Source organism: Dyella dinghuensis, assembly GCF_003977615.1.
GTDB lineage: Bacteria > Pseudomonadota > Gammaproteobacteria > Xanthomonadales > Rhodanobacteraceae > Dyella_B > Dyella_B dinghuensis.
Genome location: NZ_RYZR01000008.1, coordinates 333,738 through 354,194 on the forward strand (window position 1 = coordinate 333,738; position 20,457 = coordinate 354,194).

Genomic DNA, 20,457 nt, shown 5'->3' on the forward strand with positions numbered 1-20,457 from the left:
GTTTCAAGCATCCCTGCCTCTCCTATGTCGATCCTGAACATCTCCGCCTATCGCTTCGTCAGCCTGGACGATCTGCCAGCGCTGCGCACACGCGTGCTTGCCCAATGCGAGGCGTTGGAACTGAAGGGCACCATCTTGCTCGCGCCCGAAGGCATCAACCTGTTTCTTGCGGGCTCGCGCGACGCGATCGATGCGTTCCTGGCATGGCTGCGCGAAGACTCGCGCTTCGCCGGTCTGGAAGCGAAAGAATCGGTTTCCGACGACGTGCCGTTCAAACGCATGCGTGTGCGTCTGAAAAAAGAAATCATCACCTTGCGCCAGCCCACGATTCGGCCGGAAGGTGGCCGTGCGCCTGCCGTAGACCCAGCCACACTCAAACGCTGGCTCGATCAGGGACACGATGACGACGGTCACGAAGTCGTGTTGCTCGATACACGCAATACGTATGAAACCGACGTCGGCATGTTTCCCCACGCCGTTGACTATCGCATTGCGAGCTTCACCGAATTGCCCGCCGCGCTGGCTGACGATCAATCGCGTTACGACGGCAAAACCGTCGTGTCGTATTGCACCGGCGGCATCCGCTGCGAGAAGGCCGTGTTGCACATGCAGGACATCGGCATGCAGCGCGTGTTTCAGCTGGAAGGCGGCATCCTGAAATACTTCGAAGAAGTGGGCGGTGCGCACTGGCACGGCGATTGTTTCGTCTTTGACGAACGCGGTGCAGTAGACAAAGCGCTTGAGCCTGCACCGATCTCGCCTCCCGATGCGGGAGATGGCACCAAGGCGACTTCCACATGAGCCTGCACGTCGAGGTTCATGGCAGCGGCACGATACCGCTGGTGATGATTCACGGCTGGGCCATGCACGGCGGCGTTTTCGCGCCACTGGTTGAAGCGCTGCAAGAGCACTGCACGATGTATCTGGTCGACCTTCCCGGCCACGGTTATTCGCGTGACAGCACGCTGCCGCTGCAGCCGGATATCTGCGCACGTGCGATTGCCGACGCCACGCCGCCCGCTACGTGGCTCGGCTGGTCCTTGGGTGGCCTTGTTGCGTTGAGTGCCGCGGTGAATCTTCCGGATCACGTACGCGGGCTGGCCATGCTTTGCGCGACACCGCGCTTCACCAGTGCAGCCGATTGGCCGCATGGCAGAGATCCCGCACTTGTGCAGCAGTTGGCCACGGATCTGGAAACGGATTACCACGCCACCATCGAGCGTTTCCTTGCACTGGAAGTCATGGGCAGCCCCGATCCGCGCGGCGAATTGCGCCGTTTGCGTGCCGAAGTGTTTTCGCGCGGCGAACCGAACATGCGCGTACTGCAGGAAGGCATTCGCATCCTGGATGAAACGGATCTGCGCGCCAGCTTGCCGACTTTGAAAGCAGGAAATAGCTGGTGGACCGCTGGACGTCTTGATCGCCTTGTTCACCCCGACGCCATGCAGTGGTCCGCCGATACGAGCCACGGCGAATTCCACGTCGTTGCGCATGCCGGACATGCGCCTTTTCTAAGTCACGCCGATGCCGTTGCGCAGACGCTGCTGCCCTGGCTTGAGGCAAATCCATGAGCGACTTTCACGTCGATATCCAACGCGTGCGTGCCAACTTCGGCCACGCCGCTGCGAGCTACGAACAACACGATGCGTTGCAGCGCGAAGTGCAGCAGTTGCTGCTGGAGCGCCTCGATTTCTATCTGCAGCAACCCGAACGCATCATCGACGTCGGTGCCGGTACAGGCCGCGGCAGCGCAATGCTGAAGAAACGTTATGCCAAAGCACAGCTAATCGCCGTCGATGCCGCACTACCCATGCTGCATGCCGCGAAGGCGCATACCGGTTGGCTGAAGCCTTTCGTGCGCGTGTGCGGTGAGGCGACAGCGTTGCCGCTGCCCGATCACAGCGTCGACATATTGCATTCCAACCTGTGCTTTCAGTGGATCGACGATCTCTCCGCGCTGTTCGGCGAATGTGCGCGCGTACTGAAACCCGGCGGCATGCTGCTGTTTTCCACCTTCGGTCCCGATACCTTGCGCGAATTGCGTGCTGCGTGGGCTTCTGTCGATCAGCATTCCCACGTCAGCCGGTTTCTGGATATGCATGATGTAGGTGACGCGATGATCGCCGCTGGTCTGCGCGATCCGGTGCTGGACGTAGATCGGTACACACTGACGTACAGTGAACCCAAAGCGTTGCTGCGCGAACTCAAGGGTTTGGGCGCAACACACGCTGACCGTGGTCGCGAACGCGCGCTAACGGGCAAGCATCACTTTCAGCGCATGTTGGCAGCTTACGAAGCGATGCGTGTCGATGGTCGCATTCCCGCCACGTGGGAGGTGGTGACGGCACACGCCTGGGGTCCTCCGCCGGGCCAGTCGCGCCGCGGGAAAGACGGCGGCGAGATTGCAAGCTTCTCTCTCGACAGCTTGCGCGGCTCGCGTCGGCGCTAAGCGCCGCCAGACTTACGTGTGCGCAGCGGGCTCGGCTGCTGCGCCGTCAGCTGAAGAGGACTTCGCATTGCCAGGTTGTGCCGGCGCGTCTTTTCCCGTTTTTTGCTTCGGATAATAAATTGCGCTGACATTGCCCACCCCCGTGAAGTGCGTGGTGTTGGTGTCGTAGGTGATCTTGTCCGCGCGGGCTTCGCCGGTGTTCTGCTCGGTGACAACCGCATTCGGATAAAGCACCGCAATGCCGTTGATGTTGTCGTAATCGAGCGTGGGCGCCTCGCCCGTCATGAGGTTGTTGTCGTCGTCCAGCTGCTCGATATGCGCATGCGGCTTGCCGGTCATGACGATGCGGCTGACCTGCGTATCGGCATCCAGATAGATTTTGGCGACGTCGCCTTTTGCCTTCATCGTGCCCTGCGTGACCACCACGTTGCCGGTTAGCGTGGTGATGGTGTTGGGCGCATTGAAACCGTCGAGATGATCCTGCGCGGTGTTCATCGGCTGATTGCGGTCGCCGGTTTTGGCGTAAGCCGATGCGGCGGCCAGCGCAAAAACAGCTGTCGCACTGACCAGCAGAACGCCCCGGGCAGCACGCATGCGAGAGGGGAAATTTAGTGAGCTCATGATTAAGGCTTTCCTCCGCAGGCTTTGAATCTGAAACATTCAGTGACGTGATCGTTGACCATGCCGGTCGCTTGCATGAAGGCATAGCAGATGGTCGTGCCGACAAACCGGAAGCCACGCTTCTTGAGCGTCTTGCTCATCGTATCCGACACGGGCGTGCTCGCAGGCACATCACCCTTGCTTCGCCAGCGGTTCTGAATGGATTTGCCATTCACGAACGACCAGAGGTACGCATCGAGGCTGCCGAATTCATCGATGACTTCCAGCGCTACTTTGGCATTATCGCGCGCCGCCGTGATTTTTAGGCGATTGCGGATAAGTCCCGGATCGAGCAGGAGCTTTTCCAGCTCGCGATCCTTCATGGCGGCGACGCGGGCGATGTCGAAGTGATGAAACGCGCGCCGATAGTTTTCGCGCTTTTGCAGCACGGTGCGCCAGGAAAGTCCGGCCTGCGCGCCTTCCAGGCAGAGAAACTCGAACAGTGCGCGGTCGTCATGCAACGGGGCGCCCCATTCGGTGTCGTGATACGACTGCATCAGCTCACCGTCGGCCGCCCAATGGCAGCGAATGCGTGACGTCACTGCCGTTCTCCCTTGGTCCCAGGAGAACAGAATAACGCCACGCAGCGGAGGATGGTGAGGAATCCTTAAATGCTGAGGCTGGAACGGTAGCGCTGGCGCCAGTAATGAAGCACCAGCGTCAAACCCAGCAAGGTGGCGGTGATCACGAAGATGGTGACGCCCAGATTACCCACGCGCAGACCGTCGGCATAACCATCGGGCACCTGACCGCCGTTGTCCTCGAAGGTCGCCGCGGCCATGCCGGTGTAATGCATGCCACACACGGCGACGCCCATCACCAATGCGCTGCCGATCATCTGCAGCGGACCGCGAAGATTGAACGCGAGCCACAGCGCGGCCATCGATGCGGCCACGGCGATGACAAAGGAGAGGAACACTACGCCGTAATCGTAGTTCACCGTGGCCGGCATCATCATCGCCGCCATGCCGAGGTAATGCATGGAAGCCACGCCGACGCCCATGCAGGTTCCCGCTCCCGCCAATTTCAGCCAGCTGAATTGCCCATCGCCGACCAGCAGCAAACCGCCGGAGCAGGCTGCGAATGCCACGACGGCCGATAGTGCGGTGATGGCCGGGTCGTACGTCACATCCATACCGCTGTCGCACGCAAGCATCGCGATAAAGTGCATCGCCCAGATGGCGCCAAGCCCCATGGCGCCTCCCGCCATGGCGACCGCTGCGGTTTTCTGGCGCTGATTGCGCGCCAGCGGAATGGCCACGGCGAGCTGCAACGCGGTGAATGAACCGAGCACTGCAACGGCGTACGACAACAGCACGAGCAGCCAGTTGTAACTCATCGGCATAGGCATGTCGGTTCCCCCCGGAATGACGCGATCAATGTGAGATTTCCATACTGCAGTGAGCCGCTCCGGCGCTTCGGCAGCTCAGATGTCGAACGAATACTTTTTTGGGCGTGACGGATGCGCCGAGCAAACCTTCCAGATAACCGCCGTAGAACTTGCAGCCCGACTGCACACCCGGCGTGCACAAGGGACTATTGAGAATATTGATGTGCACGCCGTGTTGTTCGATGTCCGCGAGCAGCTTCAGCGCCGGCACGCCGATGCGCTTGATCGCATCGCTCAGGCTCAGCTTGGCGCCCATCGCGTAGTCGCGTTTGTAGACCCACGCGCCGGTGCGTCGTCCGGCCAATATCAACGAGGATTCGCGCACCGAATCGGCGACGCTGTTTTCCAGCGCAACAAGCCACGGATAGATGTGCGGATAGTCCTGCGCGAGCTTGGGCAAGATGTGCTCGACCTGAGAAATATCCGGCGTTACCGGCGCAGTAGGTGCGACGGGCGGTTCCGGCATCGGCGCAGGTTCTTCCACCACCGGCTGGGCCATCGTTTCGGTAATTCTTGGAATGTGTGCCACCGGTGCCGATAGAGGTGTCACTTCGCCAGCGAGTGCCGCTTCAAAGCTCAACACACGCGTATGTGTCCCAAGCATTTCTTCCAGCGCAAAGCGTTGCTCGGCGGGGCCGCGCACGAGCATGGACAGCCAGGCACCGCGGCTGTCCTGTGTCAGCCGCTGTCGCAACAGCGAAAAATGATTGGTGACGACAACGTGCCCAAGCTCGGTGAGCAGGCCCTCTCTGCGGTCAGAGTGGACCTGTATTTCCAGCTCGACCATAAGGCCCCCCTGTTGCTCGATGCTGGGATCAGATTGTGAGCCGGGAGGATGAGTGATTTAAAAAAAGGAAAGCGTGATTGACATCATGATTCACCACGCACAAAAACACGCGATGACATTTCTGGCGCGAATCTTGCAGATTTTTCGGGCGTAGATCACAACATGATCGCAAGCACGTTCGATCACGCCGCTTGCGTGCTGCTACCAGGGCAGCGCATCCAGATCCACATTGCCGCCGGTCAGCACCAGGCCGACACGCTTGCCTGCGAAACGCTCGCGCTGTTTGAGTACGGCCGCGAAGACCGTGGCGCTGGATACTTCCACCACCAGCTTGAGCGAACGCCACAGTTCGCGCATCGCAGCGATGCTCTCTTCGTCGGTGACGGTGATCACGTCGACACGATGCGCACGCAGTGCTTCGAGGTTCGATTCGCCAACAAGGGTGCGCAACCCATCGCAAACGGTATTCGCCGTGAAGTGGTCGATGCGTGCGCCACGCGCGAGCGATTGCGCAGTATCGTCGGCGCCAGCCGGTTCGGCACCGAATACCTTGATGGTTGGATCGATGCCGTGTGCAGCAATCGCGCTGCCGCTGGATAATCCGCCGCCGCCAATGGGCGTGATGAGCATATCCAGGCCGTCGGACTGGCGCAGCAACTCCAAGGTGGCCGTAGCCTGCCCGGCCATTACCTGCGTGTTGGCATACGGGTGAACCAGAATGGCGCCGGTCGCCTGCTGCACTTCCGCCGCTTTTGCTTCGCGTGCTGCAGTCGTCGCTGCGCAACGATGCAAGATGGCCCCTGCTTTTTCGATGGCCTGGAGTTTGGCGAGCACCGCGCCTTCCGGCACCACGACGTGCGCAGGAATACCGCGCGTGGCCGCCGCCATGGCAAGTGCATTGCCGTGATTGCCAGACGAATGCGTCACGACGCCACGCGCCGCCTCTTCATCGGAGAGCGACCACACAGCATTGCAGGCGCCGCGAAATTTGAAGGCACCGCCACGTTGCAGGTTTTCGCATTTGAAAAACAGCTGCGCGCCGACCAATTCGTCGAGCGTGGCGTTGCGCAATACAGGCGTCAATACGGCGTAAGGCGCAATGCGTGCAGCTGCATCGCGGATCTGATCCATCGTCGGCAACGGAACACTCATGCGACAGCGATCTCCACACCGCAACGGAATTCGCGTTCGGCACCGGGCTCCAGGCGAATCGCGTCCGCGCAATCGGGACGATTGAATGCGTTGGACATGCTTTCCATTGGCTCGAGTGCAACGGAGCGGCGGACGTCACGCGTCACCGTATCGGCGGTAAATGCGAGCGTCACACCCTTTTCCTGCCAGACGCTGATGCGTATGCCGCTCGCCGGATCGCGCAGACGTGCGTGTGCGCGTCCATCCGCGCCGTAAACGAGATGGGCGTAAGCGTTATCGATCTTTGTCGCGCCGATAGGTTTGGCGTGGCGAAAATCTAATGCACGTGGAGCGTCGTCGAGCGGCTGATAAGCCTCCGTACCGGCCAATGGAATGGCATCGGCGTTCATCCGAATGAAGCTCGTTGCTGGAATCTCTAGTTCCCAGGTGTCGACGCTACTGTCACCGACGCGAAAGTACGGATGCCAGCCGAAGAAACAAGGTGCCGCCTTGTCACCGACATTGCGCATGCGCGCCACCAGCGACAAACCGCTGGCATCAAGCGCAAAAGTCACCGCCAGATCGATGGCGAACGGATAACCTGCGAACTTGCCGGGCCGGATAACGGACGTTGTAAACGTGACCTGCGCAGATTGCGCGTCGGCATGCAATGCGGCGATATCGAAATCCACGCCACGCACGAAGCCATGTCTGGCGGCGCGCTCCGCACCCTGCACGCCCGGCTGCAAATCGTAGGACTGACCGTTGAACGTGTAGCGAGCATCGTCGATACGATTGGCGAACGGCGCCATGATCGCGTAGCGCGAACTCGGACGGCTCTCGATCTCGGCGGCGTCGCGGTAACCGTCGGCGAGCTGATGCACCGTGCCGCCGATGGTCTGCTCCAGGCTGATCAATGCCGCGCCATGGCGTGCGAACCGCACCGAGCGCTCTCGCGCGGCGTCGCGGAGAATCACGATATCTTGCGTCCCCAGACGCGCCTGCTCGATGCTGAATGCGTTCATCCGCTTGTTCCTGCCGGGGAAAACCCGCATGTTAGCCTGATCCGTCCTTGCTCGGCCCTTCTGCAGTATGACCCTTGTGAACGAAACCACCGCCGCCCCCATCCGACTGCGCGATTACCGCCGCCCGCCGTGGTCGGTCGACACAGTTGAACTCGATGTCGATCTGGGTATCGACACCGCCGAAGTCACCGCACGACTGGTGCTTCGTCGCGACGCCGAACAATCCCAGCCGCTGAGATTGGACGGTGAAGGGCTCGAATTGCTGGCAATTTCGCTCGACGGCCGCGCACTGGATGCCAACAGCTATCGCCACGAAGACAGCGTGCTGGAAGTGGATGGCGCGAAAGACGGTAGCGTGCTTGAGACGCGTGTGCGTTTGAAGCCCGCGGCGAATACGGCGCTGGAAGGCCTTTATTTGTCCGGCTCGCGCGAAACCGGCTTCCTACTGACTCAGTGCGAAGCCGAAGGGTTTCGCCACATCACCTTTTTCCCGGATCGACCGGATGTGCTGGCGCGTTACACCGTGACATTGCGCGCCGACCGCGAACGTTTTCCCGTGCTTCTTGCCGGTGGCAACCCGAACGGCGCGGGCGAACTTGAGCACGGTCGCCACTGGGCGCGCTTTATCGATCCCCACCCCAAGCCGAGCTATCTCTTCGCACTCGTCGCCGGCCGACTGAAAAATATTCGACGTGACTACATCACCGCCGACGGCCGCAACGTCGCGCTGGTGATGTGGTCCGAGGCAAATGTCATCGATCGCTGTCACTACGCACTCGACGCGCTGGAACGTTGCATGCGCTGGGACGAGAAAGCGTATGGCCGCAACTACGATCTCGATGTTTTCCACGTCGTCGCCACCCACGATTTCAATATGGGAGCGATGGAGAACAAGGGGCTGAACATCTTCAACGCGAAATATCTGCTTGCCGATCCGGATAGCAGCACGGACGAGGAATATCGTGCCGTGGAAGCCGTCGTGGCGCACGAATACTTCCACAACTGGACCGGCAATCGCGTGACGTGCCGCGACTGGTTTCAGTTGTCGCTGAAGGAAGGCCTGACGGTGTTTCGCGAACAGCAGTTTTCAGCCGACATGAATTCGCCGTCGCTGAAACGCATCGAAGACGTGTCACTGCTGCGTCGCGCACAGTTTCCGGAGGATGCAGGCCCGCTGGCGCATCCGGTGCGGCCTGCCGAATATCGCGAGATCAATAATTTCTACACGGCGACCGTTTACGAGAAAGGCGCGGAGTTGGTACGCATGCTTGCCGGAAGCCTGGGCCCGGATGGCTTTCGTCGCGGCATGGATCTTTACTTCGAGCGCCACGACGGACAGGCGGCAACTATCGAGGATTTTCTGTCCGCGCTGGGTGACGCCAACAGCGTCGACTTGATGCCTTATTTGAGCTGGTACGGGCAGGCTGGCACGCCACGACTGCACGCGCATGGCGAATACGACGCAGCACGCAAGGAATACACACTCACGCTGTCGCAACACACGCGCGCGACGCCGAACCAGCCGGAGAAAACACCGCTCCCCATTCCGGTGAAGCTTTCGCTGTTCGATCACAGCGGCAACGTGCTGCCTTTGCATACCGACGGACAAACGCCCGAGACGGAAAAGGTCGTGGTCGTCAGCAAGGCATCGCAGCCGATTGTTTTCCGTCACATTGACGCACCACCCGTACCATCGCTGCTGCGTGGCTTCTCTGCACCGGTGTTGCTGGAATACGGTTACGCACCGGCGGAACTCGCGTTGCTGCTGACGCACGACCCCGATGGCTTCAATCGCTGGGAAGCTGGCCAGCATTTGGCTTTTCTTGCGTTCGACTCGCTGCATGCGCCAACAGACAACGATGCGTGCGGCGCCTGGTGCGATGCGCTCGCGTCGCTATTCCACGGTCGTGCTATCGACGATGCCTTGCTCGCCGACCTGATGACACCGCCCGGTGAAATCGAATTTGCCGACCGCCAAACGGAAGTCGATCCCGCAAAAATTCATGCGCATCGGCAGGAGTTGCAACGACGACTGGCCGCACATATCGGCATCGAGACGCTACACGCGCGCTATCACGCGTTGAACGTGGGCGGTGACTTGAAACTCGACGCCGGGAATCAGGCCAAGCGCCAACTCAAACGCCGCGTGCTCGAATTATTGGCGCTGGTCGATGCCGACGGAGCGCACGCACTGGCGGCCAAGCAATACGAGTCGGCGACGGGCATGACCGATCGCCTCGCCGCTTTGGGTGTGCTGGTTCGTCAACGTGCACCGCAAGCAGCAAAAGCGCTTGCGCACTTCCGTGAACGCTACGCGGACAATCCGCTCGCGTTGGACAAGTGGTTCACCGTGCAAGCACAGGTACCGGGCGATGCAGCACTCGCATCGATTAGAACGCTGGAAATCGATCCGGCATTCACGCTGAAAAATCCGAATCGTGCGCGTGCGTTGTTCGGCACGTTCGCCAGCGGCAATCCAAGCGGCTTTCATCGCACCGACGGCGAAGGTTATCGCTTGCTCACTGATCGGCTCGCGCAACTGGACGCACTCAATCCGCAAATCGCGGCACGATTGGCGACGGCGTTCAACGGATGGCAACGTCTGGAATCAGTACGCCGCGAAGCGGCGCGCACTGCACTGGTTGCGTTAGCTCAGCGTGGCGGCTTGTCGCGCAATCTGAGCGAAATCATCGGAAACGTGCTGCAACACTGACTGCCCTTATCGCGGACGGCGACCCCTAAAGGGCCGCCGCCACGGGGCGGCGCAAAAAACACGTCGCTGCTTACGCAGGCAGATGATCCAGCTCGCTAAGCAAGTGAGTCATGCGCGACTCGAGACGCGGACGCAGTTGCTGTTGCTGCGTTTGTTCACGCTCTTCGAGATGATCCATTGCCATTTCCAGGCGCCCAATCTCGATCATCAAGTCGTGACGCATGTAAACCGGTGCGAACTCGTTACTGTTGTCCATGATGGCTTCCCCTCTTTGGCCTGCACCGAAGACCTGCATGAGGCGTGCCAGCATGTGACGTACTTCACACAACATATTTGCTCCAAAACACGCTGTGACCTTTTGTGTCAGCAGCTGCCGTACATCGGCATAATTTTGCGTTTCAGTCACCCCATGTTCACGCGTTTGGGGCCATGATCCACCCACGCTCAGGGGGAGCGGCAACGGCCGTTCAGCCCTGCAACGTTTGCCAGTTTCTGGCGCCCGGCAACACGGTCATCCTGGATTCCCCCTGTTCCTGAGACCGCCGGGCGCCAGATCTCTTATCTCAAGAGATCGAAAATAACGACGGCGCCCTAATGGGCGCCGTCTTGCTTCCTCTCCCGGCACGCGAATGGACCCCTGTCGTCCGATCTCCGTGCGCAAACTGCGCGACATCTGCCCGTGAAAGTGCGGGGATATTCAAGCAGAAAACATGCCAGTCTGCTGTAAGGGATGCCTCGCAGCCGAGGGCGCATTACCATAAGCCCCTGACCAACCCTTTATTTTGCCCATTCCGATGCTTCATCCGACCTCCTACGACGTGATCGTGATCGGCGGCGGCCATGCCGGCACCGAAGCTGCGCTGGCCGCGGCGCGCACGGGTGCGCGTACGTTGCTGCTCAGCCACAACATCGAAACGATCGGCCAGATGAGCTGCAATCCGGCCATTGGCGGCATCGGCAAAGGGCATTTGGTGAAGGAAATCGACGCGCTGGGCGGCGCCATGGCGCAGGCCGCCGATCGCGCGGGCATCCAGTGGCGCACGCTGAACGCGTCAAAGGGACCGGCAGTACGCGCTACGCGCTGCCAGGCCGACCGCGCGCTCTACAAGGCGGCGATTCGCCGGACGGTCGAGACGCAGCCGAATCTCGACCTGTTCCAGCAGGCGGTCGACGATCTGATCATCGAGAACGGCCGCGTCACCGGCGTAGTGACGCAAATGGGCCTTTCTTTCCACGCCAGGTCAATTGTGCTCACGGCGGGCACTTTTTTGGCGGGCAAGATTCACATTGGGCCCGCCCAGTACGCCGGCGGCCGTGCGGGCGATCCGCCGGCCACCACGCTCGCCCAGCGCCTGCGCGAGCTGCCGGTGGCCGCCGATCGCCTGAAGACCGGCACCCCGCCGCGCATCGACCTGCGCAGCATCGACTTCACCCATCTGGATGAACAACCCGGCGACGACCCAGCGCCCGTGTTCTCCTACCTGGGCTCCCGCACGGACCACCCACGCCAGGTCAGCTGCTGGATTACGCATACCAGCGAGCGCACGCACGAGATCATCCGGGGCGCGCTGGACCGTTCACCGCTCTATACCGGCCAGATCGAAGGCATTGGCCCGCGTTACTGTCCGTCGATCGAGGACAAGGTCGTGCGCTTTGCCGAAAAGGGCTCGCATCAGATCTTTATCGAACCGGAAGGCCTGGACAGCTTCGAAATCTACCCCAACGGCATCTCCACCTCGCTGCCGTTCGACGTGCAGCTGGCGCTGGTGCATTCGATCAAGGGTTTCGAGCGCGCGCACATCACGCGGCCCGGCTACGCCATCGAATATGACTACTTCGACCCGCGCGGCCTTCACCCGTGGCTCGAAACCAAGACGATTCCAGGGCTGTACTTTGCCGGCCAGATCAACGGCACGACCGGGTATGAGGAAGCCGCCGCGCAGGGCCTGATCGCCGGCCTGAACGCTGCGCTCGCCGTAAAAGGCAAGGCACCGTGGTATCCGCGCCGCGATGAGGCCTACGTCGGCGTGCTGATCGATGACCTGACCAGCAATGGCACGATCGAGCCCTATCGCATGTTCACCTCTCGCGCCGAGTACCGCCTGCACTTGCGCGAAGACAACGCCGATCTGCGTCTGACCGAAACCGGGCATGCGCTGGGCGTGGTGCCGCAGGAGCGTTTCGATGCGCTGCGCGCAAAGCGCGAGGCGGTAGAGCGCGAAGTGCAGCGCCTGGGTGCGCTGTGGGCCGCGCCGAACAATGCGCTGGGTGCAGCGATCGAGCGCCAGCTTGGCATTGCGGTCAGCCGTGAAACGAACGCGCTGGATCTTCTTCGCCGCCCGCAGGTCGATTACGCGAAGCTGACTTCCGTGACCGAACTTGGCCCTGCCGTCGAGCACGAGGACGTCGCCGCGCAGGTGGAAGTGCAGACCAAGTATGCCGGCTATCTGGAGCGCCAGCGCGAGGAAATCGAGCGTCAGCGCCGTCATGAAAATACGGCGATTCCGACCAGCTTCGACTATGACAAGGTACGCGGCCTTTCCTCCGAAGTGCTGCTGAAGCTCAAGCGCAGCCTGCCTGCGACCATCGGCCAGGCCGCTCGCATCAGCGGCGTGACCCCTGCCGCCATTTCGTTGCTGCTTGTCCATCTGAAGCGCCGTGCGGCGGCGTGAGCGTCATCCATCTCGGTCCAATCCTTCGCAAACGCATGGCATCATGCGCATCTGCTTAGCGAGGAATAGCCGATGGAAGTGTGGATTGGCCGCCAGGGTGAACGTCACGGCCCTTATCGGGAAGACCAGATAAGGGAATGGCTGCGCAGTGGTCAGCTGAGCCGCGACGACCTGGGCTGGTACGACGGACTGGCCGACTGGCAACCGTTATCGGTTCTTTTTCCGCAAGAACGCCCAACGCCGCCGCCGACTCCGAACATCTACGCGCCGCCGCAAGCAGCCGTACACATGTCGGCAAACGTCACTGCGTTCGATTACGCCGGTTTCTGGCAGCGCGTCGGTGCGTGGATCATCGATCTGATCATTCTCACCATTCCATCGATGATTGCCGCCTACATGCTGGGCGGCGTGGAAGCGTATACGCATTTCATCGCTCAATTTCAAAGCAACGCAGACATGACGAAGGCGCTTCACGATTACGTGGACGCCACGGAAAGTTCGACCTTCGCGTCGATCATCATCACGTACATCTACTACACGTTGTTTGAAGCATCCAAATGGCAGGCGACGCCGGGCAAGCTGGCGCTCCGTCTGCGCGTGACGGATCTGGACGGTCAACGCATCAGTTTCGTTCGCTCGGCGGGACGCAATGTCGTTCGGTTGATGTCGCTGGTGTTCGGATTGATTCCCGTCATTTGCTATCTCGCGGTCGCTTGGACGCAACGCAAACAAGGCTTGCACGACCTGATGGCCAGCACCCTCGTGCTCAACGGAAGCGTTCAGGCACTGCCGCCGCCGCGGCCGCAATCAAGCAGCGATCGCGGCAGCTTCAACGCCTGAATTCGCGACATACGAAACGGCGCGGCCTGCGGGATCGCGCCTTTTTTTTCATGTTATTTGCGCATGCCATCGGTCATCCCTTGTTATTATCGGTGACTTGGCCGATCTGATTCTCTGATTTAACGCGACACGCAAGCTCAAGGAATTTTTCAGTCTCATGCTTAGTATCGAACAACGCATTGCTCAAGACATCGCCGGCAAACCGGAACAAGTACGCGCCGCTGTAGAATTGCTCGATGGTGGCGCTACCGTGCCATTCATCGCACGCTACCGCAAAGAAGCCACGGGCGGTCTCGATGACACGCAATTGCGTTTGCTGGAAGAACGCCTGCGCTATCTGCGCGAACTGGAAGAGCGCCGCGCGGCGATCCTCGCGAGCATTGACGAACAAGGCAAGATGACCGATGCGCTGAAAGGCGACATTCTCGCTGCCGACACGAAGGCGCGACTGGAAGATCTTTACCTGCCATACAAACCCAAGCGCCGCACCAAAGCACAGATTGCACGCGAAGCAGGACTTGAGCCGCTCGCCACAGGTCTTCGCGAAGATCCCACGCAATCGCCAGAGGTTTTTGCCGAAGCGTTTGTCGACGCCGAAAAAGGTGTCGCCGATGTACGCGCCGCACTGGATGGCGCACGCGCGATACTGATGGAAACCATTGCCGAAGATGCGCAGCTGCTTGGCGACCTGCGCGATTGGCTGTGGGAGAAAGGACAGATTCGCGCGAAGGTCGTCGAAGGCAAGGAAAACGAAGGCGCGAAATTCCGCGACTATTTCGATCACATGGAGGCGATCGGCAAGATCCCCTCGCACCGCCTGCTCGCGTTGATGCGTGCGCGCAACGAAGGCGTGATCGAGCTTGAACTCGCGCCCGCTGTCGAAGCCGAACAAGGTCACATCGAAGGCGAAGGCCGCGTTGCTGTGCACGCCGGCATCATCGATCGCGGCCGCGCAGCGGATGCATGGCTGCGTGAAACCGTGCGCATGACGTGGCGCGTGAAATTGCATTTGCATCTCACGCTCGATCTGTTCGGCCGCGTGCGTGAAAGCGCTGAAGACGAGGCGATTCGCGTATTCGGTGACAACCTCAAGGATTTGATGCTCGCTGCGCCCGCCGGTGCAAAAACCGTCATGGGTCTTGATCCTGGCATTCGTACGGGCGTGAAAGTCGCCGTCGTCGATGCGACGGGCAAGTTGCTTGCTACCGACACGGTGTATCCGCATGAACCACGCAATCAGTGGGATCAGTCACTGGCTCGCCTTGCGGTGTTGAGCAAGCAGCACGGCGTGAATCTCATCGCGATCGGCAACGGCACGGCGTCGCGCGAAACCGACAAGCTGGCGGGCGAACTGATCAAGAAGCATGCGGAGCTGAAACTTTCCAAGATCGTCGTGAGCGAAGCGGGCGCATCGGTGTATTCGGCATCCGAAGTCGCCGCCAAGGAATTTCCCGATGTCGACGTGAGTTTGCGTGGCGCGGTGTCCATCGCGCGCCGTTTGCAGGATCCGCTTGCCGAGTTGGTGAAGATCGAACCGAAGGCAATTGGTGTTGGCCAATATCAGCACGACGTCAATCAGGTGAAACTTGCGCGCGCGCTCGACGCCAAAGTGGAAGACTGCGTGAATGCGGTGGGCGTGGACGTCAACACTGCTTCGGCTGCACTGCTTTCGCGTGTCGCCGGTCTGTCAGCAAGCGTGGCCGACAACGTGGTGAAACACCGCGACGCAAATGGTCCTTTCGCCAATCGCAAAGCGCTATTGAAGGTGCCGCGTCTGGGTGACAAGGCGTTCGAACAATGCGCGGGCTTCTTGCGTGTACCCAATGGCGATAATCCGCTTGATGCGAGCGCAGTGCATCCGGAAGCGTATCCGGTGGTCGAGCGCATCATTGCGCAGTGCGGCCGCGAAGTGAAAAGCATCGTCGGCGACACGAGTTTTCTGCGCAGCCTGAAAGCCGAGCAATACACCGACGAACGCTTCGGCGTGCCGACCGTGCGCGACATTCTCAAGGAACTAGAGAAACCGGGCCGCGATCCGCGCCCCGAATTTGTCGCACCGAGTTTTGCCGAAGGCGTGGAAGATCTGAAAGATCTCAAACCCGGCATGATTCTCGAAGGCCGCGTCACCAATGTCGCCGCGTTCGGCGCGTTCGTGGATATCGGCGTCCATCAGGACGGACTGGTCCACGTCTCGGCGCTTTCACATACCTTCGTCAAAGATCCGCGCGACGCGGTGAAAGCGGGCGATATCGTGAAGGTCAAAGTCATGGAAGTGGACATTCCGCGCCAGCGCATCGGTTTGTCGATGCGCCTGGACGACGAGCCCGGGCAGGCTCGTGGGGGACGTCAAGCGGCGGGTGCGGGTGAATCACGCAACGGGCCTCGCGAGAATCGCGGTCCGCGGCCTGGCGGCAACGCTCCCTCGAAACCCGCTGCGGCGCCAGCCAACAGCGCGTTCGCCGATGCCATGACGCGTGCTTTGAAACGCTGATGTATCGCGGATCGGGCGTCTGAGGCGCCCGATCCGAAGGCCGTGGGGAGCGAGCCTTTAGCCGGTGGGGTCGGCTCAATTTCCTGCGAAGGGCCCGTTTGCTTGCAGCGCAGCATGCGCAGACGTATGGCATGCATTAACGTAACTTCCCTATAACAAACGCAGGAGCAGGCACCATGGTTCAACCTCGCAAGATCGCTGGCGCCATTGCGCTGGCCCTCGGCCTCATTGGCACGGCCCAGGCGACTGGCAACCCCAACTCCACGTTCAGTGGCGTCATCGTCTTCGGCGATAGCTTGAGCGACGCCGGCAATATTTCGCTGGCCACCGATCCGAGCATCCAGCCTCCGCTGGAATTCACCACGAACCCGGGTGCCGTGGTGGTGCAGAACGTATCCAAGGCTCTGGGCTATTCGCTGACGGCGTCGCTCGCCGGTGGCAGCGATTACGCATGGGGTGGCGCGGGCATCTTCAACAACTCGCCGGGAACGCCGGCGGCGGTGCCGACGATCACCACGCAAGTCACTGACTATCTGGCCACGAACAAGGTCAAGGCCAACGCCCTCTACACCATGTGGGGCGGCGCGAACGACATCTTCTACGCTGCCACATCCGCAGGCGCTGCCGCGGCCGTTCCGGCGCTGATCCAGCAGACGATTCAAACCGAAGTTGCTGCGGCCATTGCGAATAACATTATTCCGAACAACCCCACGGCGATTGCAGCGTTCGAAGCGCAGATCACACCCACCGTGACGCAGCAGGTCGAAGCCGCCGTTGCTGCGCAAGCCGGCGTCGCCAGTCTGCAAACGCAGGCGCAGGCCGAAGCGAGCATCGTCGCTGCGGCACAGCAGGAAGTGAAGCTGCTGGGCGCGCTGCAGGGCGCAGGCGCGAAAAACATCCTGGTGTTCAATCTTCCGAACATCGGCCTGACGCCGGATGCCACCGAAGAGGGTCCGACGGCCGCCGCCGCACTGACCGCGTTGAGCGTGGTCTTCAACGCTCAGCTCAATGCGGGTCTGGGCCAGCTCGGCAAGGGCATCATCCCGGTCAATGCGTATGCCTTGCTCAATCAGGTGATCGCCAATCCGGGTCGATACGGTTTCAGCAACGTCACGACGCCGGCGTGCGGCGTGGGCTCCAGCTCGGTGGAGTGCGGTCCGCAAGGTTCTGGCTTGCCTTACACCTACGCACCGGGCACGAATAGCTCTTACCTGTTCGCCGACGGTGTGCATCCGACCACCGCAGCCGATCGCATGCTGGCTCAGGCCGTGTTGTCCGAACTGGCAGCGCCGCAGCAGATTTCGTTGCTGCAGGAAGCACCGCTTGCAGCGGCCACGACGCAGACGGCTGCCATTCGCGATCAGATGATGGCCGACAACTTCGGCAGCACGACGCGCGCTTTTGCCAGCATCAACTACTCGAACCAGCAATTCGATTCGAGTGCTGGCGCACCGAAGACGACGAGCAACAACGTCGACCTGACCACGGGTGCCGACGTGAAAATCAACGACGACTTCTCCGCGGGTGTCGGCCTCGGTATCGGTGAGCACTACGCCGATGTCAGCGGTGGCGGCGGTTACGATCTGCAGGCACTGACGGGACTGGGTTACCTGACCTGGCACTCCGCAGGTGCGTATGCCGGCGTCTACGGTGATTTTGGTCAGGCCAGCTACACGAACATCAATCGCGTTTTCTACATCGGTGACGCGCGTACGAATGAAAACGGCAAGACCGACGGCTCCTACGTGGGCGCTGGTATTCACGGTGGCTACTGGTTCGATGTGGGCAGCCTGAAGACCGGTCCGTTTGCGAACTTCGAATATCAGGATGTTCGCATCAACGGTTACAACGAAGGTGGCGACGATGCGACAGCCATGTGGTTCGGCCGTCAGGAACGCGACGCGCTAATCAGCACGCTGGGCTGGCGCCTGCAAGGCAACTGGCAGACACAGAGCATGGCGTTGTCACCCTTCGTCGAACTGGGCTGGAACCACGATAGCCGCGCCGCTACCGACATGGTTACCGCAGGTCTCAACAGCATGAACGGCAGCTTCGAAATGGCCGGCTTTACGCCCGACAAGAACTGGGGCACAGCCAGCGTCGGCGTGCTTGCGCAGCTCACTCCGAATCTCCAGGGCTGGGTCAGCTACTACGGTCACTTCGCCGACAACGCGCAGCGCTACAACAGCCTCAACATTGGTTTGAAGCTCGGGTTCTAAACCGGCTTCACGCGCAACAAAAAAGCCGTCCGCAATGCGGACGGCTTTTTTTATGAGCCGATTTTGCGCGGTGGCTTACTTGCCCTTGCCGCCCGTAGCCAGCTTGAGGATGGTGTTGGCCTGCTGCTGCAGGTTATTGGCATCGTCATCGCTAAGCGGCTGCGTGTTACCACCGGCCTGATGCGTCTTCAGCACGAGCGAACCGTCGTCGCCCCAGCCAGCCGTATCGGTCGACGTCGCACTGGCCGACTGGCTCGCCTTCTTCTGCTGCTGTACGACCCACGGCTTGCCGTCTTTGTAGGCGTAATCGGTGCTGGTGAAACCCTTGTCGCCGTAGTCGACGAGTTCACGAATGAACTTCACCTGGCCGCCATCACGGAACACCTGCCACGCGCGCGATGCATCTTTCTCAAGCTGCGTGCCGCTGGAGCGCTTCATGCCGCCAATCTGCTTCTGCACGGCTTGGAACTGGACCAGAAGCTTTTCGCCTGGCGTCTGTTCCGGCGCGAGTTCGATCGCGATGTTGGCGGTCGCATGACCCTGCGTCAGCACCGGCGCCTGCAACGGCATCGTGTAATGACGATCGCCATCGGTCAGGGTGGCCTGCACGACATACATGTCGTTGGCGGCGACGTCCGCTGCATTGAAATTCAGCTCGAACGACTGCGGGAACGTGGTGGCCGGCGAGATCGTCTTGGTTGCCAGCGGTGCGGAACCCTGCGCTGTCGCGTCGACCAGCTTGATCTCCAGCGAGTCCTGGGGCGACGGCTTGATATCGCCGCGAAGGGTGACGGTACCGGAAACACTTGTAGCAGGACCGGCGGGGGCTGCTGCCGTGCTGCCATCCGATGCCGGCGCCGAAGACGACGGACTGGAAGAGTTACTGCAGCCGGCCAGAGCAACCGCTGCCACTGTCATCAGCGACCAAACAACGCTGCGCATGGATTGAAACCTCAGGTTGGAACGATTCGAACGCGAGACATGCGTGACGCATCAGCGCCGCCAACATCCGCGCGGGGGAGCCTCAGAGAATAGCCCAAACTTTCGGGCTGGAAAAGTCAAACGCCGCCAAACTCCATTCGCCCGCGTATGTAAGCGCATGATTCTTGGGCGTATCGGTGGCCGGCTGGTTGGAGCCACAGGGAATGCCGACTGCTTTTCTAGGGTATCCCGGCGACATCTTTCGATCACGCCCTCTTCACGAATGCGCAGCACAACGCAACTTTTCGCATCGGAACGCAACTTTTAGCGATGTTCTAATGGGCGCGACGCAGCTTCTTGCAAATAGGGGTTTCGTACTTGTCAACCCTGTTTGAACTGACGCGTTTACCCGCAAACGGATGACTTGATAGCGCAATAGATCGCAAATTCGTGCGGATTTATCCGGGAAATTGCCGCGATCAATGCACATCTGGGAAGCAGGATTGCCAACAAGAATTTGCCGAAACGGCATCAGAAATAACGGCGGAACTTTGTGATGAATCTGCATGTAAATTCAATTCCCGAACCTTCGACGAACTTCTCCGATCGCATCAAGATGCTGATTCAGCGCGTCGGCAGCGTGACAGAGATTGCACGCATGTGCGGTTTCTCCGAAGGTGTTGTGCGTAGTTGGCGAGACGGCAATACCGATCCCTCGCGTGCACGTTGCGTAACGCTTGCCCGTACGCTGGGCATCTCCCTGGTCTGGCTGGTCGCGGGCGAAGGCTCGATGCAAATCGACCCGAACAGCGTGAATCATGACGACTCGGCGTCTTCGGACACCGTCGCGGCACAACGACATCGCCACGCACTGCGCAGCGCGAACGGCACGGACGGCGTGCGCTCCATCGGCATGGATTCGCAGCGGCTGAACACCGCGTTGCGCATTCTGCAATCGGAGCTGGATCTGGCCGATAGCCGTCTGACGATGGCGGAAAATTCCGACATGCTCGCTGAGCTGTACGACATTCTCGGCCCGGGTGGCAGCGACGTCGATGCGGCAGCGATGGTGGCGTTCAACCATCGTCTTGCCGAACGCCTCAAGGGCACGCGCCCGATGAGCCGCTTGTCGTCCTGACCGCGTAGGTACGATAAAAAA

General features: G+C 60.6%; 17 protein-coding genes. 9 read left to right on the top strand and 8 right to left on the bottom strand.

From position 1 onward, the window contains the following. Positions 1–24 precede the first annotated feature (24 nt). The 3 genes from EKH79_RS18550 to bioC are packed head-to-tail and all read left to right on the top strand — an operon-like array spanning position 25 to position 2,449. Positions 25–801, top strand: coding sequence for a sulfurtransferase (locus EKH79_RS18550; protein ID WP_126675330.1), 777 nt, complete (start codon positions 25–27; stop codon positions 799–801). Further along, positions 798–1,571: a pimeloyl-ACP methyl ester esterase BioH gene (gene bioH, locus EKH79_RS18555; RefSeq protein ID WP_126675331.1), complete on the top strand. Its 774-nt coding sequence runs from the start codon at positions 798–800 to the stop codon at positions 1,569–1,571. The genes EKH79_RS18550 and bioH overlap by 4 nt, the downstream gene beginning before the upstream one ends. Continuing rightward, positions 1,568–2,449, top strand: a complete 882-nt coding sequence (gene bioC, locus EKH79_RS18560; RefSeq protein ID WP_126675332.1) for a malonyl-ACP O-methyltransferase BioC — start codon at positions 1,568–1,570, stop codon at positions 2,447–2,449. The genes bioH and bioC overlap by 4 nt, the downstream gene beginning before the upstream one ends. Before the next feature lie 12 nt (positions 2,450–2,461). Here bioC and lptA read toward each other — a convergent pair whose 3' ends face one another. The 6 genes from lptA to EKH79_RS18590 form a co-directional block, all read right to left on the bottom strand. Continuing rightward, complete coding sequence (gene lptA / locus EKH79_RS18565) at positions 2,462–3,070, bottom strand: lipopolysaccharide transport periplasmic protein LptA (protein WP_233590394.1); 609 nt, start codon at positions 3,068–3,070, stop codon at positions 2,462–2,464. A 2-nt stretch (positions 3,071–3,072) separates the two neighbouring features. Next, on the bottom strand, positions 3,073–3,651 hold the full coding sequence (locus tag EKH79_RS18570; RefSeq protein WP_267900456.1) for a DNA-3-methyladenine glycosylase I: 579 nt from the start codon (positions 3,649–3,651) through the stop codon (positions 3,073–3,075). A 65-nt stretch (positions 3,652–3,716) separates the two neighbouring features. Further along, the gene (locus EKH79_RS18575; RefSeq protein ID WP_126675333.1) at positions 3,717–4,460 is read right to left on the bottom strand and encodes an MHYT domain-containing protein; all 744 of its coding nucleotides are present in this window, start codon (positions 4,458–4,460) and stop codon (positions 3,717–3,719) included. 25 nt (positions 4,461–4,485) lie between these two features. Continuing rightward, positions 4,486–5,286, bottom strand: a complete 801-nt coding sequence (locus EKH79_RS18580) for a hypothetical protein (RefSeq protein ID WP_126675334.1) — start codon at positions 5,284–5,286, stop codon at positions 4,486–4,488. Positions 5,287–5,487: 201 nt separating this feature from the next. Beyond that, positions 5,488–6,438, bottom strand: a complete 951-nt coding sequence (locus tag EKH79_RS18585) for a pyridoxal-phosphate dependent enzyme (RefSeq protein WP_126675335.1) — start codon at positions 6,436–6,438, stop codon at positions 5,488–5,490. After that, positions 6,435–7,442 (bottom strand): aldose 1-epimerase, encoded by a 1,008-nt coding sequence (locus EKH79_RS18590; RefSeq protein ID WP_126675336.1) that lies wholly within the window; start codon positions 7,440–7,442, stop codon positions 6,435–6,437. Before EKH79_RS18590 ends, EKH79_RS18585 begins: the two co-directional genes overlap by 4 nt. Positions 7,443–7,509: 67 nt before the next feature. Between EKH79_RS18590 and pepN the strand changes: the two genes are divergently transcribed. Beyond that, on the top strand, positions 7,510–10,155 hold the full coding sequence (pepN, locus tag EKH79_RS18595; protein ID WP_126675337.1) for an aminopeptidase N: 2,646 nt from the start codon (positions 7,510–7,512) through the stop codon (positions 10,153–10,155). Positions 10,156–10,225: 70 nt separating this feature from the next. Here the strand turns inward: pepN and EKH79_RS18600 are convergent, their stop codons facing one another. Next, positions 10,226–10,465: a hypothetical protein gene (locus tag EKH79_RS18600; protein WP_233590395.1), complete on the bottom strand. Its 240-nt coding sequence runs from the start codon at positions 10,463–10,465 to the stop codon at positions 10,226–10,228. Positions 10,466–10,949: 484 nt separating this feature from the next. Between EKH79_RS18600 and mnmG the strand changes: the two genes are divergently transcribed. The 4 genes from mnmG to EKH79_RS18620 all read left to right on the top strand — a co-directional run bounded on the left by mnmG (position 10,950) and on the right by EKH79_RS18620 (position 18,377). Beyond that, the gene (gene mnmG / locus EKH79_RS18605) at positions 10,950–12,827 is read left to right on the top strand and encodes a tRNA uridine-5-carboxymethylaminomethyl(34) synthesis enzyme MnmG (protein ID WP_126675339.1); all 1,878 of its coding nucleotides are present in this window, start codon (positions 10,950–10,952) and stop codon (positions 12,825–12,827) included. Positions 12,828–12,899: 72 nt separating this feature from the next. Then, positions 12,900–13,667: an RDD family protein gene (locus EKH79_RS18610; protein WP_126675340.1), complete on the top strand. Its 768-nt coding sequence runs from the start codon at positions 12,900–12,902 to the stop codon at positions 13,665–13,667. 157 nt (positions 13,668–13,824) lie between these two features. Next, complete coding sequence (locus EKH79_RS18615; protein WP_126675341.1) at positions 13,825–16,158, top strand: Tex family protein; 2,334 nt, start codon at positions 13,825–13,827, stop codon at positions 16,156–16,158. 176 nt (positions 16,159–16,334) lie between these two features. After that, on the top strand, positions 16,335–18,377 hold the full coding sequence (locus tag EKH79_RS18620) for an autotransporter domain-containing protein (RefSeq protein ID WP_126675342.1): 2,043 nt from the start codon (positions 16,335–16,337) through the stop codon (positions 18,375–18,377). Between the two features lie 75 nt (positions 18,378–18,452). Here EKH79_RS18620 and EKH79_RS18625 read toward each other — a convergent pair whose 3' ends face one another. After that, positions 18,453–19,319 carry a YbaY family lipoprotein gene (locus tag EKH79_RS18625; RefSeq protein WP_126675343.1) on the bottom strand — a complete coding sequence of 289 codons (867 nt, stop codon included), beginning with the start codon at positions 19,317–19,319 and terminating at the stop codon, positions 18,453–18,455. Positions 19,320–19,854: 535 nt separating this feature from the next. On the opposite strand from EKH79_RS18625, the gene EKH79_RS18630 reads away from it, so the two are divergent. Further along, positions 19,855–20,436 carry a helix-turn-helix domain-containing protein gene (locus tag EKH79_RS18630; RefSeq protein ID WP_126675344.1) on the top strand — a complete coding sequence of 194 codons (582 nt, stop codon included), beginning with the start codon at positions 19,855–19,857 and terminating at the stop codon, positions 20,434–20,436. Positions 20,437–20,457: the final 21 nt, after the last annotated feature.

Excerpts from the sequence above, each read along its gene's own strand:
- EKH79_RS18615 (WP_126675341.1), top strand. The coding sequence starts at position 13,825 with ATGCTTAGTATCGAACAACGCATTGCTCAAGACATCGCCGGCAAACCG.
- EKH79_RS18580 (WP_126675334.1), bottom strand. The coding sequence starts at position 5,286 with ATGGTCGAGCTGGAAATACAGGTCCACTCTGACCGCAGAGAGGGCCTG.
- EKH79_RS18600 (WP_233590395.1), bottom strand. The coding sequence starts at position 10,465 with ATGCTGGCACGCCTCATGCAGGTCTTCGGTGCAGGCCAAAGAGGGGAA.
- lptA (WP_233590394.1), bottom strand. The coding sequence starts at position 3,070 with ATGAGCTCACTAAATTTCCCCTCTCGCATGCGTGCTGCCCGGGGCGTT.
- EKH79_RS18575 (WP_126675333.1), bottom strand. The coding sequence starts at position 4,460 with ATGCCTATGCCGATGAGTTACAACTGGCTGCTCGTGCTGTTGTCGTAC.
- EKH79_RS18585 (WP_126675335.1), bottom strand. The coding sequence starts at position 6,438 with ATGAGTGTTCCGTTGCCGACGATGGATCAGATCCGCGATGCAGCTGCA.
- bioH (WP_126675331.1), top strand. The coding sequence starts at position 798 with ATGAGCCTGCACGTCGAGGTTCATGGCAGCGGCACGATACCGCTGGTG.
- EKH79_RS18620 (WP_126675342.1), top strand. The coding sequence starts at position 16,335 with ATGGTTCAACCTCGCAAGATCGCTGGCGCCATTGCGCTGGCCCTCGGC.
- EKH79_RS18610 (WP_126675340.1), top strand. The coding sequence starts at position 12,900 with ATGGAAGTGTGGATTGGCCGCCAGGGTGAACGTCACGGCCCTTATCGG.
- EKH79_RS18630 (WP_126675344.1), top strand. The coding sequence starts at position 19,855 with ATGAATCTGCATGTAAATTCAATTCCCGAACCTTCGACGAACTTCTCC.
- EKH79_RS18590 (WP_126675336.1), bottom strand. The coding sequence starts at position 7,442 with ATGAACGCATTCAGCATCGAGCAGGCGCGTCTGGGGACGCAAGATATC.
- bioC (WP_126675332.1), top strand. The coding sequence starts at position 1,568 with ATGAGCGACTTTCACGTCGATATCCAACGCGTGCGTGCCAACTTCGGC.
- mnmG (WP_126675339.1), top strand. The coding sequence starts at position 10,950 with ATGCTTCATCCGACCTCCTACGACGTGATCGTGATCGGCGGCGGCCAT.
- EKH79_RS18550 (WP_126675330.1), top strand. The coding sequence starts at position 25 with ATGTCGATCCTGAACATCTCCGCCTATCGCTTCGTCAGCCTGGACGAT.
- pepN (WP_126675337.1), top strand. The coding sequence starts at position 7,510 with ATGACCCTTGTGAACGAAACCACCGCCGCCCCCATCCGACTGCGCGAT.
- EKH79_RS18625 (WP_126675343.1), bottom strand. The coding sequence starts at position 19,319 with ATGCGCAGCGTTGTTTGGTCGCTGATGACAGTGGCAGCGGTTGCTCTG.